The 16,944-nt window shown below is 46.8% G+C and carries 13 protein-coding genes and 1 pseudogene; 4 read left to right on the top strand and 10 right to left on the bottom strand.

The window, feature by feature from the left end:
- Positions 1–119: 119 nt before the first annotated feature.
- Positions 120–815, top strand: a complete 696-nt coding sequence (locus tag ACIFO6_RS22800; protein WP_430044188.1) for a response regulator transcription factor — start codon at positions 120–122, stop codon at positions 813–815.
- A gap of 45 nt (positions 816–860) precedes the next feature.
- Here the strand turns inward: ACIFO6_RS22800 and ACIFO6_RS22795 are convergent, their stop codons facing one another.
- From ACIFO6_RS22795 to ACIFO6_RS22785, 3 genes are read right to left on the bottom strand one after another with little or no spacing between them, the layout of a single operon-like run.
- Positions 861–5,291, bottom strand: coding sequence for a hypothetical protein (locus ACIFO6_RS22795; protein ID WP_430044186.1), 4,431 nt, complete (start codon positions 5,289–5,291; stop codon positions 861–863).
- A gap of 52 nt (positions 5,292–5,343) precedes the next feature.
- Complete coding sequence (locus tag ACIFO6_RS22790; RefSeq protein WP_430044184.1) at positions 5,344–7,077, bottom strand: ATP-binding protein; 1,734 nt, start codon at positions 7,075–7,077, stop codon at positions 5,344–5,346.
- Entirely contained in the window at positions 7,074–7,523 is a 450-nt protein-coding gene (locus ACIFO6_RS22785) for a hypothetical protein (protein WP_430044181.1), read from the bottom strand. Before ACIFO6_RS22785 ends, ACIFO6_RS22790 begins: the two co-directional genes overlap by 4 nt.
- A 45-nt stretch (positions 7,524–7,568) precedes the next feature.
- Between ACIFO6_RS22785 and ACIFO6_RS22780 the strand changes: the two genes are divergently transcribed.
- Complete coding sequence (locus tag ACIFO6_RS22780) at positions 7,569–8,273, top strand: response regulator (RefSeq protein ID WP_430044179.1); 705 nt, start codon at positions 7,569–7,571, stop codon at positions 8,271–8,273.
- On the opposite strand, the gene ACIFO6_RS22775 is transcribed toward ACIFO6_RS22780, so the two are convergent.
- From ACIFO6_RS22775 to ACIFO6_RS22760, 4 genes are read right to left on the bottom strand one after another with little or no spacing between them, the layout of a single operon-like run.
- Positions 8,241–9,152 carry a glycosyltransferase family A protein gene (locus ACIFO6_RS22775; RefSeq protein WP_430044177.1) on the bottom strand — a complete coding sequence of 304 codons (912 nt, stop codon included), beginning with the start codon at positions 9,150–9,152 and terminating at the stop codon, positions 8,241–8,243. The genes ACIFO6_RS22780 and ACIFO6_RS22775 overlap by 33 nt on opposite strands.
- Entirely contained in the window at positions 9,112–10,338 is a 1,227-nt protein-coding gene (locus tag ACIFO6_RS22770) for a glycosyltransferase family 4 protein (RefSeq protein ID WP_430044175.1), read from the bottom strand. Before ACIFO6_RS22770 ends, ACIFO6_RS22775 begins: the two co-directional genes overlap by 41 nt.
- Positions 10,322–11,587, bottom strand: a complete 1,266-nt coding sequence (locus tag ACIFO6_RS22765; RefSeq protein ID WP_430044174.1) for a transporter — start codon at positions 11,585–11,587, stop codon at positions 10,322–10,324. Before ACIFO6_RS22765 ends, ACIFO6_RS22770 begins: the two co-directional genes overlap by 17 nt.
- A gap of 4 nt (positions 11,588–11,591) precedes the next feature.
- Positions 11,592–12,713: a glycosyltransferase family 2 protein gene (locus tag ACIFO6_RS22760; protein WP_430044172.1), complete on the bottom strand. Its 1,122-nt coding sequence runs from the start codon at positions 12,711–12,713 to the stop codon at positions 11,592–11,594.
- Between the two features lie 399 nt (positions 12,714–13,112).
- On the opposite strand from ACIFO6_RS22760, the gene ACIFO6_RS22755 reads away from it, so the two are divergent.
- The gene (locus ACIFO6_RS22755; protein ID WP_430044170.1) at positions 13,113–14,834 is read left to right on the top strand and encodes an NAD-dependent malic enzyme; all 1,722 of its coding nucleotides are present in this window, start codon (positions 13,113–13,115) and stop codon (positions 14,832–14,834) included.
- Positions 14,835–15,042: 208 nt separating this feature from the next.
- A pseudogene (locus ACIFO6_RS22750) lies at positions 15,043–15,174 on the top strand (AEC family transporter); the annotation flags it as partial.
- A gap of 53 nt (positions 15,175–15,227) precedes the next feature.
- Here the strand turns inward: ACIFO6_RS22750 and ACIFO6_RS22745 are convergent.
- The 3 genes from ACIFO6_RS22745 to ACIFO6_RS22735 form a co-directional block, all read right to left on the bottom strand.
- Positions 15,228–15,422 carry an XRE family transcriptional regulator gene (locus ACIFO6_RS22745; RefSeq protein ID WP_430044168.1) on the bottom strand — a complete coding sequence of 65 codons (195 nt, stop codon included), beginning with the start codon at positions 15,420–15,422 and terminating at the stop codon, positions 15,228–15,230.
- A 58-nt stretch (positions 15,423–15,480) separates the two neighbouring features.
- Entirely contained in the window at positions 15,481–15,648 is a 168-nt protein-coding gene (locus ACIFO6_RS22740) for an aspartyl-phosphate phosphatase Spo0E family protein (RefSeq protein ID WP_430044166.1), read from the bottom strand.
- A 212-nt stretch (positions 15,649–15,860) separates the two neighbouring features.
- A complete protein-coding gene (locus tag ACIFO6_RS22735; RefSeq protein WP_430044164.1) occupies positions 15,861–16,268 on the bottom strand; it encodes a hypothetical protein in 408 nt (135 codons plus the stop codon).
- Positions 16,269–16,944: the final 676 nt, after the last annotated feature.

Genomic DNA, 16,944 nt, shown 5'->3' with positions numbered 1-16,944 from the left:
TGCCACCTGGCACTGTTCGTTTTTCATAAATATGCCGATTACATAAGTATGCATAAATCGCAATTTATGCATGATTACATCATGTATTTGTATATTTGTTTGTACAGGAGCTGTCAGTCATGTCTATTAAAATACTTATCATTGAAGATGAAAAAAGTTTGGCAGATATGATCGCCCTTCATCTTCAGGAAGAAGGTTATCATACCGAACTTATTTACGATTTCAAACAAGCACTTCCGACACTTATGCGTTTTAAGCCTGATATTATTGTGACCGATCTTATGTTTTCCGGTATGGTCGAATGCGCACTAATCGGCCAAATCCGTCAATATACGACGGTTCCTGTGCTGGTGATCTCCAACAATACCCTTCTGAATATAAGAATTAAAGCACTGGAAGACGGAGCGGATGATTTTTTATGCAAGCCATTCAACCTGAGAGAGCTAACCGCCCGTATCAAAGCCTTACTGCGTCGCTGTGGCCGCAACATGCCTGTCGAGTCCCAAGCCATAAGCAAAAAACTCAAAAAAGTGCGGGTCTGGGTAAATGATTACCGTCACAGCCTGTTGGTCGATGATCGGGAGGTTGAAGTAACTCAAATTGAATTTTCCATTATAAAAGAGCTATCCTGCTACCCGGGGAAAGTCTTTACCCGCAGCGAGCTGATGGATCGGATTAAAGGCGGAGACGGTGCCTATCTCGATCGCACGATCGACGTACATATCTCCAGTCTCCGCAAAAAAATCGAACGTGATCCCAAAAATCCTCAGCACATCCGCACCGTTTGGGGCCGAGGGTACAAATACGAGATGTAGCCGTGCCCTCTAATGGCTACTGAATTGCATCATGATAACTTCCTTCTATGGAATCTTTCGCTTTTTCCATCGCCGATATGGAAGAAAGCAAGCTGCTCCACCAAGAATCCCAATGATGAACAGTATCCAGCCAAAACGGTAGGCGGAAGCCAGAATAATGACGACCTTGCCGCTTCCGCTGCCACTGGTTATAAATCCGGTAGTCACTCCGTTCACCGACAGACGGGCACGCTGGGTTTCACTTCCCAGTCTGAATTCCCACAGTGGATTGGGCGACTCGGTTTCCCGAATCAGCACCTGCTGATTCATCGGATTATACAGCGTGAAGCTGCGTTCCATGGAATTTTCACGAGTAGCCTGAATACTTTCTGAAGCATGGGGAGCCGTAAAAAAGGTTTCCATATCCGTCCCCTCAAACAGCGTAAGCTGATCCACTGTAATCATGGCCCGATAAGGAATGATGGAATAATGCTTCATTTGAAATAAGCCTGACTGCTTCTTATGCGCATGTGCCAAAATCTGAAACTGCATAAAGGCGGTTCCTGCCGGAGCCTTCACAATCTGATCATAATGATTCCATTGCTCCTTATCTCGCTCCTCCACCTCGTTAATATAAGAGGTCTGGAGGATTTGGGAGGCTTTATTCAAAAAAATAACCTTCATATGCCGACTTCCAATTTGATCTGACCGCGCATCCAGTTGTACGGCATACTCTTGCAGCGGCTCAGCCTTCATCTTCTTCGACGCATATATATTCCAATCACATGAATAGCTCGGTACGTAACGAATGGACAACCCCTCGCCGCCTGATGACAGACTCGTCTTGCCAGGCTGAATATCCGCCACGCAGCCTACATCATTGGTTAAAGATTCCTTCGTGTTATCCTCTGGCATAACCGTCACTTCCTGCGCAGCCATCCGATGAATATCTCCATACCCGCTCGTGGACGGCACCTGACTGTCCAACACCAGCGTTAAGCGATACTTCCCTTTGGTTAAAAACAGATTCTTGAACTCTACACGTCCATAATCGTTCAACAGACCAGGAATTTGAATGATTTGTTTGGCAAAGCCATCCTGATTCGGCACCGTTTCAATAACCTGATTTTCGGATGAAGAGGCAACGGACAACCGCGTATACGATTCACCTGTATGAATCGTTCTTGTCAGCACCTTGCCTGTCTCTTCATTCGTCCACTTCATCGTCAATGCCCCATGATACCCGGCAGGTAAATCAGCCAGAATAGCTGTGGAATAGGTTCCGGTTTTGGCGATCTCCACATCCCTGCTTAATGTACCTTTCTGATAGCTGATTCCCCGTCCCATGCTGAGCCTCGGCAGAGCACGCTCTGACTGTACATTTCCTTGGGCGTTAAAATCGTTCTCGGCCTCCAGCGTGAAAAAGAGCTTGCCTCGCTTCAATGCCTGCTCCACCGGAAAAGATAGCTCATCCAGTTGGTCTACAGGCACAATCGCAAATTGATTGACCGCATTAAAGCCTTGCAGGTTATTCACCGTAATCGGGGTATCCCCTTTGGGAAAAGCATGCTCCCCCAAGTCGACCCATTGGAACTGATTCAAGCCTTCATCATGGGTCTTGATGTCGACCACTCCGCCCGGCAGCGTAACTCGCAGCTTCCCGCCTGCCTTATTCATAAACACTCTTGCATAGACATGCGAGGTTTGCGGCTGTTCCAGCTTTTTGTGCATCGTAAATGCGTTAGGCTTGCTATATTGTCCCAAATCACGCAATTGGATATCATGAATCCACCAGTAGTTCTTTTGCTGCGGGCGTTGCAGGGTTAACAAATCCATTCGCATCCAGTAGCTGCCCGGCGGGGACACATATTCCCCGTAAAATTTCACACCGTCAAAATTGTATCCCTCCGAAGGTGCAACGACATAGCTAACCCCCAGCTCACGCATCTGCTTATCATAAAACCTCATTTTAACATGCATTTTGTTCGTGCCGCGTCCAGAGACGGTGATCTGAAACTGGTACGGGTTATTTTCCTTGGCTTCCAGCAACCCGGATCTGGCGACCTGCCATATATTACTTGGGTCCCCCTTCATAATCTCGCCGTGCAGGGTTGGCACATTATTCAATTCCTCACGCGGGTTAGCCTCCACACTGAACAACTGCGGATTATCCGGTTTGAAAAAGGTTTCGGTCCGCAGCATGGAATCAAAATCCACGACTGTTTTCCCCTCAATGCTGCTCATCTGATAAGGGGCCACATCCAGCTTCTTACTGGCAAAGGTGACAGCAATTCCAGCGTCCATTTCCATATCAAACGGGAAATTCCGTATATTTTGGGACGATAAATACCATAACCAATCGTTAGTCGAGGCAAAGGTTTTGGACCATTTTAAAAAGGCATTACCATCTTCAATGACATCAAACGGACGCAAATAATCCTCTGCCGGAAGCTGTGACAACAGCAAATCATTAAAGGAGGCCGCTTCCACATAATCCCCCTTGTTGACCGTCTGAACGGTTTTTAGCTCAGGCTTTAACGCACTGAACAATACGCCGAAGCGACTAAAATCAAATCCAGGCAGATGGCTGTAGCTCTCCAGTCGGCTAAACCCGTAAGGTGTTACAATTTTGCTCGTTAATATGTTCATGTAAGGGGGCGGCTGATCCAGATTAAATATGGAAAAAAGTCCGTTCTTGTATGTGCGTTTCAGCCCGGTCTGACCCTCCAGCTGAGACAGGTGGAAATCCTGCCGCTTCTCCTGTCCCTCATATTCGTCATGGTAGACCAGCTGATTGACCCCAAAAGTGGAGAATAGCCAGCCTAACCGCGAGCTTAATCCGTTGTCCAGCAAATACTCCAGAAAGTTCATATAATATGTAATACCGGAGTCATTGCCTTCATGGTGGAAGACTGTATTTTTAGGAGAAGAGTATACCTGAAAATCCCCGGTTGCCTTCTCGGTTGCTGTCTTCCCCTTATTCCATTTGGGCGTGGCTACGCCGTTAAAGCTCTGAATCATATTGTCGGCAATCGGAAAATACAAGGCTTTGCTGTCGAAGCGGTCCGGGTCTGTCAGCTTTTCAGCCATTTGGCTATAAGCCTCTGGCACTTGAACAGGCTTGTAATATCCCTCAATGAATTGGGTACGCAAGGGTGCAAAATACACGCCAAGGCACAGGACGACAATGACCAGCACCAGCCTTTTATACATTCGTTGCAGCGGCGATGATCCAAACCATTCCATAATCTGAATCACACCGAAGGTCAGTAGTACCCCGAAGTTAAGGGCAATCAGCCCGATAAACTTGTTGGGATCACGGAAAACCGAGCCAATCACAGGGGTCTTCGTCACCAGAATGACAAACCACTTGGCAATGGACGGGAAGGTTGTCCCGGTGGCGGCAACGAGAAACAGGAGCGTAAGCAACGAAAAGATCAGAATGATCGGATTTTTGTGTGAGCGCGTCACCATCGCATAGCCAATCAAGAGCAGTAAAAACCCCCCTCCCACATAAAACATCGCAGGCAGTGAGGAAAAGGAAAACATAGGCCACCAATAGCTCAGCAAATAACCCACATTGATTAAGCTGCTGTTACGACTGAACAGGGACAAAGTATCGACGACGTTGATATTATGCTGCGACGCCTGGGCATCCATCACCATACTGCCGAGATACAGGGACAACCAGTAAAAACTGAGTAGTCCGAAGAACACGCCAAAAATGATCCCTTTACGCAAAAAATTGCCGTATAACGGCTGTAGATAGGTGCGACCAGACTTGCGGTGCGTCCAGGTCAGCTTGATCAGCAGAAGCACGGTGAACAAGCCCAAATAAATCATGCCGAAGAAAAAATAATGAATCGCAGCGGCGCTGACGGTAAATACCGCAGCCAACAGAAACAAGTCTATCCAGTTCCGCTGGTACAGCCTGTGAGGATGATAGTTTTTAATTTGCTGAATTTGAAATTTGGGATCAACCGCGCTGAAAAAGAAACGCAGCATTAACGGGAACAAGCTATATCCACAGAGCAAATAGATATGCTGAATGCGGAATATAACCCACGGATTCAGTGCATAAAACAGTGCGCCGATCATGATGGCAAAAATGCGAGTTTTCGTAAAGCTCGGTGAATAATATACACTGACCAGCCGCTTGGCAAAGGCATACATCGAAAATGCCGAAACAAACAGTAGACCCGTGATAAACGACTTCAGCAAGACCGGGCCGCTTTCTCCGAATAGCAACGAAAGTCCATAGAAGGGCAAGATATAAAGGATACGGGGAGCATTGAACATGGTAGAGGTAGACCACCGTTCGTTCCATACCCCCATAATTTCCTCCAGATACCGATGAGAGGTGGCTCCAAAGGCAATATCACTAAATACGATTTGCCCTGGTCCATAGATAGGCGCAAGATATACGCCAATCGCAGCCAGCATCAGCAAGATTGCTGCCATATCATAGCGGTATCGAAATATCCATTTTCTTACCATGCCTGGCCCCCCTCTCTTGAAATTTCCGATGATCTTTCGGTTTATCTCTCCGTTATCTTCTCAAACGAACGATTGCCTGCAAGCCTTGATCCGTATTACGCAGCTTCAAGCGGCCACTGATCGTCTTTAGATAGGCATCCATATGATACAGGCTGAACGTATGCTCTTGCGAGTTTTCGGAATAGTCCGGCTGGAAATAGCTCCAACGCATCTTGTCATCAATACCGCCGCCCGTATCCTCAATGGTAATAACGATTTCTCCTTCTTCCAGCCGCGAGCTGACCTTAAGCACTTGCGTCTTCCGCTTGGTACGCAGACCCGTTCGGCCTCGATGCTGATCCTCTGATAGCTCATCCGCTTGTCCCATCGCCTGCACCGCGTTTTCCAGCAGTCCCTGAATCGTCTTGTACAGCAAGGGTGCTTGGGCCGCAATGGATGGAACTGGCTCTTGCCGCAAGATGACCTGAATATCCTTCATGTTCAACGAACGGTTCGCCCATTTCAGCGATTCTGACAACACTTCATTCATATCTGTGAAACGGATTCCGCTATTGTCGTGCATCTTCTCTTCCAGTTCGTCACGTAAGGTGCGGACTCCAGTCAGCAGACCTCCCAGCGAGGATTCCTGTTTGAGACGTCCCTGAATGAAATTTTCATTCAGCTCACGGAAATATTCCAATTCCTCATGGGTTGCTCCCTTTCCCTGACTGGAAGCTGCCTCAAAGCGGTTCACCAGATCATGATAAAAGCCTAACAGCTTCAAATCGTCACCGCCTGTCAGGTGTGTAGTCTGCTCTTGCAACTCTTGTAGCCGCTGCTCAATCGTCTGCATTAACGGCAAGTAATACGTATCCTGCTGCTGACGCATATCTTCATCCCGTCGTTGGTCCCACACCTGATTATTCACGAGCGCATCCTTCACGACCCGTTTGCGAAACTGTACGAGCATGGCCCACAGCATAAACAATAGCACAACCATGACCAGCCACACCTTTTTGCGAAAAGAGCTTATCCGTTGGGCAGTGTCCTGACCGACATCCTTAACGGAAATATAAAGAGCCTCCTCCCCCATGCGGCTGAACCCTATTCCATGCTTCACTCCCTGATCTTCAACAACGCCCGTATTGCCCTCCAGCAGCCTGCGGGTCACGCCCGTAATGTCTGTCCGATTGATATCCGGTGTGTTGAGGGAAGCTACGACCTTGAATTGATCATTATAAAATAAAACCTCATGCTGATTGACCGGTTTACTCTTGATCATGCCGCTGAGCATACCGGAGTCAATCGTACGCACCATAAATCCGCCCGTCTGCGCTCCTTGAATCCTGCATATGATATACTGGGCAGGCTGATGCTCCTCTGTCACAAAGGGGCTTACAGCGCAGCCGTTTTGCAGTAATTTAATTTGCTGTATCGCGCTTTTCATCTCACGGTTGTCACGTCCTGCGATGACACGATACTGTTCATCCAGCACATAAAATGCCCCGCTTCCACGCTTAAAGCCATCAGTATACTGACGAGTCTCCTGGTTCAGTATGTTTTTGCCAAGGCCAGATGCAAGCTCATTCAGCTCAGCCTGCCATGTCGCGTAGTGCTCGGATATACGACTGGACAATTCCTGCACTTCATACCGGAGCTGCTTGTCCTGAATATCTGCCAATTGACTGCCGAACTCCCGAACGATAAACCACTGAAGCACAATGGCCAGAAGCATGGTCATGCCCAGAACAAGCAGGTACAGGATCAGCTTTTGCCAACCCGGTTTCAACAAAGCCCATCGCTTCATGCTTCACTGTCTCCTCCATTCGATTCAAGTCGGCCCAGAATAGCCTGCATCAGACACTCCAGCTCGTAGCTGACTAGCGGCAACCGTGCGCACAGCAGCCGGGGAGTCCGGCGCTGGAGTGCAGCAAACCTAGCAGCGGTTTCCATTGCCTCGTCCGTCAGCAGCAGCAACTCGCAGGTTTTTGCAATATATAAACGATCCAGCTCTTCTTCGCTATACTCTCGCAGATCAACAATGTAAATATCATGACGATCGTCCATATGCTGAAGTGCGCTGGAGACGGTCAGGGTTACTCCCGCATGCTGTGCAGCATGATACTGGTGAAGCAGACGCATTCCTTTTTCCCAGAGCGCATGCTCCGCTGAGTCGAATCGTTCACAAAAAAGACGCAGCGCTCGTTCTGTATTGACATCTTTCAAAAATGCCAAAACGCTGATATTATACATGTAGTTCCTCATTTCTTACTTCCTGATTGGAGTTGCGCAGTTCTTATGACACCCCAAAACATTCTATTTGTTGACGACAGCCCTATGGTTCTGTCCCTGCTTGAACGGACATTGTCGGAAGAAAGCTTCACCTTATATACCGCCCATACCACCAAAGAAGCCTTGCAGATACTGGAGCAGCACCCCATTGATGTCGTGGTTTCCGATCTGCTTATGCCTGGTCTGGACGGGATTACCTTCCTTCGCATGATCAAGGAGGATTATCCCCATATCGTGCGGATCATTTTGTCAGGTCACCTGCATACGCAGACCATTTTATCGGCGATTAATCAAGTGGGCGTATTCCGCTTTTTGACAAAACCACTGGAGCTGGATGATGACACACTGAAAAAAATCCTATACAAGGCGCTTGATGAAGCCAAGCTCAACCGAAACCGACTGTATGCAGACCAGAACGCGACTTCCAACTTGTCGCTATTTCTAGACAGTATTCTCAATGCTCCATACCGACCTTATGTGCTGCTCAATGAGCAAGATATCGTCACCGCTGTACATGTTGCACTCACTGAGCTATATCCTGTCGGCAGCTCGCTTCGTCATCCTGAACAGGAAGGCATTCAGCTAACTGCACACTCACTGTATATACCGTATGATGAGTCGGAATCCTCCGATCTCGAGCTGTACACGGTGGATACGCTGACCCTGGGCCGTTCATCCTTACGCCTTATCCGCCTTAGCGAGATCGCCTGAGTGACGGGCGCCGCCCTTCAACACGGCGGCTGCCCCAATCACGGTCAGGCATGCATACATCCATAGCATCCCTGCCGTTAGCAACGGGTGACAGATATAGCTTTTCAGATTGCTCCATGTATACAGCACCGGACGGAAAAAGTACCACCGTTCCAGCGCCTTCCGCAATCCCCCCTCCTCAGACGACAGCGTACGATCCATCACCGAGAAGTAGTAAGCTTTTTTACGTAATACATCACGCAAATAGACCTGTTTTTCATCATGATATACACGTGTAAACACTGCCCGCCGGATGACTCCGCCAGACTCTATATAACGCAGGGTCGGCTGTATTTCTTCAAAAGCAATCTGCTCTGCGTTAAATCCGCCTGTCGATTCATAAGCGCTCATTCGCCAGAAGCGTGCTGCTTCAATCGAACGTTTTCCCAAGGTGTCACCCGCATTGTTAATCACATTCCGCTCAAAGACTTTGACTTTGGAAAAAAAGTTGGTCGCTTCCGAATAGGCCTCCTCGGGAACGACCAATGCGCCGATGTCCTGATGATGGTCAAAAAAGTCGATGCTCTGCTGAATCAAATGCTCGGCTAAAATCATATCGGAATCCAATACAAGTATGTATTCGGCACCCAAACGTCCGGCTTCCTCAACCGCCTTGACTCTCGCGACTCCTCGCTCTCCATGAGGAAGCTCCAATATCGTTACGGGCACTGGACTCCCTGCGGCTAGCGTACGAATCGTCTCCACCGTCTGATCCTCTGAGCCGTCATCGGCAATCACGATATGCAGATCCTTGTAATTTTGCCACATACAGCTCCGCAAACAAGGCTCTATTGACCGTTCATTGTTGTACGTGGAGAAGAGAATGACCACTTTGTCCACTCTGTTCCGCCTCCTTTACCCAATCTCCCATCAACTGCTCAAATGCAGCCGCCGTATGATCAAAATGAAACCTCAGCGCATACTGATACGCCCGCTCACGCATGGCCATATAGTCCTCGCCGCCGTTGGCTGCTCTTTCCATTTGTTCAGATAATCCCCGGACGTCGCCGTGGAAGCACAGGTATCCGCTTTTCCCAAAATCTGTCGCGTCCACCAGTCCGGGTGAATTACTTACGATGCTGGGAGTCCCCACAGCCGCTGCTTCGGTAATCGTCAAGCCCCAGCCTTCACGCAGGGAAGGGAAAACGAGCGCATGGGCGCGGCTCATCAGTTCCAGCTTATGCTCTGCTGAGACGAATCCGTAAAAGGTAATATCCGCTTGTGATTGTCCCTGCTCATCCGGTTCTCCGTAGGTCAATCCATACCGTTTCATAATCGGCAATAATTGTTCTGCCACATAGTTTTTATCGGTTTTTCCAGCGATCCATAACATAGCCTGCGGGAATTTTTTCTTAAGCTCTCCAAAAGCTTCAACCACCAGATCAATACCTTTATATTTCACAAAGCGCCCGGCGTACATAAAGGTCGGATGGGACTCCTTAGTTAAGAATTGTTCCCGAGGCCAGTGTTCAAACTCAATACCTTCAGGCAACAGATGAACTCGATCCGGGTGAAAGCCCAGCTTGAGCAGATCATAACGGGTAGATGGGGATACGGTCATTGTCCGATCCTTACGAGCAAGCTTGAGCATCAATGGCTCCAAGCGATATCCGATATGATTTAGCGGGAATCTGGCATTTTCAAACCATATTTCCCTTGTTAGCTGATGTATAAAGAAAATACGCTTGGGTGCCTCTACCCAGAAACGTGTGAAAAACTGATGTGTGTTCGCCTGATTAATCACATAATCAATATGCTTACGATGATGGCGATAATAGCGCATGGCATAATAAATAACGCTATACATGTTTCCTTTTCGGATATACGTAATTCCGTCTATGATTTCTTCCTCGGGCATCCCCTTGAGCCTGGGCGAAAAATGAATAAACTGAAAACGGTCTTGCTGTGAGCGTTTGAGCATTTCGTGGGTAAAAATTTCGGCTCCCCCGCTTTTAGGCGAACGAATGTCACGCCAGGAGAGCAACAAAACTACGGTTTTACCATCCTGTTCAGGTATTGTATTCACGGGTTGAATCCCCCCTTATCTTTATTTTGAACAAATATACATAGGCATCTACCACAAAGTAGAGAGACATGACGCCGTAAACAATCAATTCAGATAGCAGAAAGTCAGACGGATTTTGATGTGCAATATGAAAGGCTGCCAATAAAGTCGCAGCTCCGGCCAGCAGCCCGAACATAAATTTACGTCTGCCCACCAACACATGCACATGAACAAAGAACAGCACGATAGAAAACAGCCAATACACCCATCCTCCCAGCGGAATATAGGCTTCTGCCGACTGGTATGAAGACCCGAATAGTACGGGAATAGAGGTCGGGAATACAAAGGTGGTGCCCACATATACACAGATCGCTGCAACAGCCATTAATCCGGCATAGACGGCAACCAGCTTGCCCAGGGCTTGGCGATCATGACCCTGCGCACCGAGCTTTGGAATAAAGGCGGCAATCAGGCTGTACGACACGTAGTAGACCAACTGGCTGTATTTCAGTGCAATCGCATAGCCACTGGCCTGTTCGGGAAAGTAATGCTGCACATACAGCATGTCAATGGAGATGCAGAACAAAATAAATAAATTCGTAATCAGACTATCCGTAAAATCCTGGCCTAGTGATTTCCATAGCCCGGAAGGTATACGTTCCTTAGTGTGACCGAGTAAGGATAAGCCCCGAACCGAAACAGCCCAGCCGTGAAGCAGCGACAGCAGCATCCCCCCACAGCTTGCCAGCAGTAAGGCTTCCAGCTTAAGCCCTGATGCAGCCAGCATAAAAAACAGGCTCAGCTTTCCTAAAACCTCGATGTAATAGTTCACATTCAGCGACAGCATACGTTCCCTGCCCTGTAGATCTCCACGGCACGAGCTGACGAGAATATGCAGCCCTACCAAGCCATACAGCATGAACAACGGGCCGGATTGGACACCTAATAGCGAGCGTAGCAGCGGATGAAATGCCAGCAAAATGACCATGGCAAGCGCAGTTAGCAACAGTGGTGCTTTTAGCAATAGGGAACCGAGTGGCAGGCTACGCAATGGAAGCTTCCTGTCTCCCTTGGAGACCAGCTTGGCTGTTAATAGCTGAATAGACAGGCCCAAAACGGACAAAAGTGCAAAGAGGGCCAGTAGCGCATTCGCCTGACCATAAGCTTGTCCGGTAAGATACCAGCTCGCTGCAATGTGGAAGAAAAAATTAAATCCGTTCAGCAGCACATTAAATAGAGGAAACATCAACGTTCGCAAGCGGTTTGTCACGTGCTTATCTCACCCGCCGATCCAGCCACCAAATATCAATGATCGAGCGCAAAAAACGAATGGAATCCTTCCAGACATGGATATGCGATCCATCTCGGTCAATACACTTGACGGGTAATTGCAGCACACGAAGCTGGAGCCGCTTGGCGATAAACATCATTTCCAGATCCAGCGCCAGCCCGAGCTGTTCCTTCAAATGCGGGAACATCCGCTTCACAGCGACCGAGCTCATCACTTTAAGCCCTGTCTGGGAATCCACCACGCCTGTTGGTAAAAAAGGCCGGGAAATGACACGTTTGCCAAAGCTGACTACAGATCGTAATAAGGAACGGTTTTCAGCCGTCATGTCCTTGGTTCCAATCACCACATCATAGTAGCCCTGCTGAACGACATTAATCATTCTGGCAATATCCTCAATAAAAAAGGAATCGTCCGCGTCCACAAATACGTAGTAATCCGCGCCGATGGTGCGCATCCCTTCCAGATACGTTCCTGCCTTGCGAGTATTGCGTCCCAGTTCCCTGGTTTGAAGCAGCGGACTCAGATTCTGATTAATCCGGTTCACGGACAGGTCTGTCGCCGCCTCCAGCGCTTTGATCAAGGCATTCGTGCCATCATGACTGCCATCATCAATGAGATAAATAGAGCCCTCCACAATATGACTGCGGATAAAGGCTTGCAGCCGTTCAGCAAACTTCTTGACATGAACAAAACGCTGCTCCTCGTTATATACAGACAAGATAAAAGCAATATGCCGGCTTTTGGCCGAATACTCGGGATAGAGCAAGCTTTGAATTTCAGAAAGCATCTCTTCGTTGTCATTGGCTTGCCAAAAAAGCAGGCGCAAACGACCTATTCCAGTAATCTGCACCATATGCTGATCACTGAAAGGATGCGATACATCCGTCACCAGTAACAGCGGCATCTGCGGAAAGTGACTACGGATCTGATTCGCTACCCGTACAGCCTGTCCAGACTCCCTGTAATCAATCAGGCAGCAACATGCGTCTTCATAGACTGAAGTGGCTTCCTGATCCTCGCACTGTATATACTCGTAAAAATAAATCACGTTGGGATAATCAATAGCCCTGTGGTTATCGCTAAAAATGGCTATAGGTCCCTGCACATAAACATCTCCTTTTCCTCCGGGTAGTTCTATTTTGTTGAAAAGGAATTAAAAATGTTTGCTTATAGTGATTAAACATAGCTGCTAATCCTTCATATTTTTTTAATAAAATAGCTCACACATCTTGATATATATGGATAATGTCGAAGTGAGACTGATATTTAACATTTAGTAGAAAACAAGCATTTAGACCTACTCCCCCCTGTAAAATACGTGCAAAAAGACCTTGCACTTCATTTTTCATATATAGTTCTTTTTGATCAAAAATAGAATAGACTATGGTTATTTTGTCATATAAAATTAGGGCGAATAAACCAGATTCACACGTCCATACTATGGACAACATGTCATCTTTCGTCATGAATGGTCGTCAATATGAAGTGAAAGAAGGTTATTTATATGGAAGCATTTTATCTGAATAAGGATGGGTCATTATCCACCCCGCTGCGGGGAAAGGATATATTAGCCAATCCCCTTTTGAACAAGGGGGTCGCTTTTAACGAAGAGGAACGCAAAGAACTGGGTCTTGAAGGCATTCTTCCGCCGACCATCCTTTCTCTGGAGAAACAGAGCGTCCGGGCGTACCAGCAATTTTTGGCACAACCGACCATGCTGCGCAAAAACGCTTCCCTGAATGACCTTCACAATCGAAATGTCGTGCTGTACTATCGGCTGCTAACCGACCATTTGAGTGAGATGCTGCCCGTAGTCTACACACCTACGGTGGGGACCGCGATTCAGGAATATAGTCATGAGTATAATCGCCCTGGAGGCGTGTATTTATCGATAGATGACCCGAACGGCATCGGACAAGCATTCTATAATTCTGGCTTGAGTGGTGAGAATGTAGATCTGATTGTAGTGACGGATTCCGAAAGTATTTTGGGGATTGGTGACTGGGGTGTGGGAGGCATTAATATTGCGATTGGCAAGCTGGCTGTGTATACAGCTGCGGCTGGTATTCATCCCGGGCGGGTGCTGCCGATTGTGCTGGATGTGGGCACGAATAATGAAAAGCTGCTGAATGATCCGCTGTATATCGGCAATCGCCATAAACGGGTTCGCGGAGAGGCTTATAACCAGTTTATTGATACCTTTATCAGCAAAACGTTAGCTCAATTCCCAAAAGCGCTTTTGCATTGGGAAGATGTGGGCAGCGTGAACGCACGCCATATTATCGGAAAATACGGTCAAAGCATTCTCACCTTTAACGATGACATTCAAGGCACAGGAGCGGTCACCCTGGCTGCAATTCTTTCGGCGGTAGGCGTCACCAAGGTTCCGCTGCGTGAGCAAAAAGTACTTGTGTTCGGCCCGGGGGCAGCGGGAATCGGCAACGCCGACCAAATTCGCGGAGCCATGATCGTGGACGGCCTTGCAGAGAAGGATTCCTTCAAGTCGTTCTGGGCCTTTGATTATCGTGGTCTGCTAACGGACGATATGGAGGATGTATTGGATTATCAGAAGCCGTATGTGCGGAACAAAGATGAAGTCAGCTCATGGACCCGGTCTGATGACGAAAAAATACCGCTGCTAGAGGTCATCCGTCAGGTGAAGCCTACGATATTGATCGGAACCTCCGGCGTAGCGGATGCCTTTACCGAAGAGATCATCAAGGAAATGGCCAAGCATGTAGAACGCCCGATTATCATGCCTATGTCCAATCCTACAAACCTTGCAGAAGCGGTACCTAAGGATTTGCTTCAGTGGACAGAGGGTAAAGCCTTAATCGCTACCGGAAGTCCCTTTGAGCCCGTCACCTATAACGATACAGAATTTGAGATTGGACAGGCAAACAATGCCTTTGTTTTCCCGGGACTTGGTCTGGGCGCAATTGTAGTCAAAGCCAAAAGGATCACCCCTGCCATGTTTACAGCCGCAGCAGATGCTGTTGCCAATGGCGTAGATTCGAATAAGCCTGGCGGTGCGCTGCTCCCTCATATCCGAAAATTACGGGATGTTTCATACGCTGTTGCGGTTGCGGTTGCGAAGGCCGCGATTCAGGATCAGGTTGCTCAGGCACGCATTGCTAATATCGAGCAAGCCGTTCGGGATGCGATGTGGAAGCCGGAATATGCGAAGGTAAAAGCAGTGGAAAACGTAATACACCACCCGCATTAAGAGGGCTTTCAGGAGGAACAATCCATGAGTGTCGGACATATCTTTTACATTTTGGTGCCTATTTTCTTCGTCATTATTTTAGGGTGGTTCGCAGGCTTATCGAGCAATGGCCTTTCTTGCTGGCTCTGTTCATGGGTATTTTCGGCTTTTATGCCGCCCTCCTGCTAGTGGGTCGGTTTGCAGTGAAGCAATCGGTAAAGGTTTCCTTCCCGGCTCAGCCGTCGCTGCCATGATTGCTACACGTTTTGAAAGTCTGGAATCGGAAACAGTCTCTGCTTTCGTCATTAGTGCGGTCATTTCTCTTGCTATACTGCCTGTACTGATTTCGCTATTGGTGTGAATACATGCGTATAGTATAGAAGTTATTTTATCCATAAATAGATAAAATTACATTTATTCTTCAATTTCAAGCAATTCAGCTACTTGTTTTCTATATCTCGTAGCCCTACGTGTCCCGTGAATGAGATTGGACAATCTGGAGGCTGGAATATGGTATGTAGTACAAAACGTTTTCTGATCCATTCTTTTCTCGACCAATTTTTGTTTGATCTCCCACCCAAAGGGGGTTACAGCATTTCGTCGGTTCAATTTTATTACCTCCAAGCCTAGTTTTTGAAATCATATATGATGCAACACGTAATACACATTAGCTTAATGATCTGCCCATTTGGTAATGATTCAACAGATCATCCAGCTTCTTGGATTGTTCGATCACTTTGGGATGTGTTAAAAATCCGTACTTTTTCTGGACTTGATACAGCTTCCTCCTAGCTCTCTCGACACGAAGTAAAGTCACACCTTGATTCATCAGCATGATCCCTCCTATATGTCATATTTTAGAATAAAAAGACGTTTTAAGGGTTTTTTAATGATGATCCTACCAAAAAAGGACCGTTCCAAAAGTTCGCATAAACTGGGAAGTCCCCGAATTTCACGCAAAAGAACCTCCGTCTCCACTACTAAAGTGGGGATAGAGGTTTATATTAGAAGCCTCCGTTAACCTGAATGGGTCTTTCCAATCCATAGCTACCCAAGAAGCTTTTCTTTCAGTTCAATACTTCTGTTACTCTCAGCTAACTTTTCAAGTACTTCTCTAGCGTCCCATTCATGGATTGGTTGTTTGTCTTGTTGATATTTTTCAATAAAGCCTTGGAAGGATTCGCAGCTTATTTCAACAACATCAACATTAAAATGACCTTTAATATTTCTCATTATGTTTTTAACTTCAGGGTCTCCCTGATCAGGATGTAAATGAATTTGAAATAGCAAGCATAAGTTTGTTATAAAATGCTGATCTTCCTGACTAAGTTCTTTTTCAGCGCACCATTTTACAAATGGTGACAGTTCATCTTCTGCAAGACGTAATAACACTGATTTCCACTCCAGAAGAATTTCTATCCGTTTTTTTAGGTATTTCTCATCTAAGTTGTTCATTTTACCCCTCTATTCTAAAGGACAATTTTACTTCCATACTTTATGAGCCATTCTACAACCTGCCCCACTCCTTCAGCTTTTCCTTTATCAACAATAATTTTAATTTCATTCATTAATATATAATTATTACCATGTCGAAGTAAGGGGAATTTAAGAAAATGGAAAAATAAGTAACAAAGTACTAGTATACAACCTTGATAACACTATAAGGTCAATGAGATACAAAGTTGCATAGTTAAGCTGAGGACTAATTTAGCAACTTTATACCTATATAAAATATCACTTAAAAATGTCAAAATACGACAAAAAACTCTGCCAGTAGAATACTTTATAGCAGCAGATTATTGATTTTATTGAAATCACATGTAAAGTCGGAAGCATTTCAAGATAGATAAAGATACGTTATTCTTCAATTCAAAGCCATTCAGATACTTGTTTTCTATATCTCGTAGCCCTACGTGTCCCGTGAATAAGATTGGACAATCTGGAGGCTGGAAATGGTATGTAGTACAAAACGTTTTCTGATCTGCCCGTTTGCTAATGATTCAGCAGATCATCCAGCTTCTTGGATTGTTCAATTTCTTTGGGAAAGTTCTTACAAACTGGGAAGTTGCCGAATTTCACGCAAAAGAACCTCCGTCTCCACTACTAAAGTGGGGACAGAGGTTCCTTTGGT

This window comes from Paenibacillus sp. NRS-1781 (genome assembly GCF_050467745.1).
Classification (GTDB): Bacteria; Bacillota; Bacilli; order Paenibacillales; family Paenibacillaceae; genus Paenibacillus; species Paenibacillus terrae_A.
This window is presented reverse-complemented; position numbering and strand designations above follow the sequence as displayed.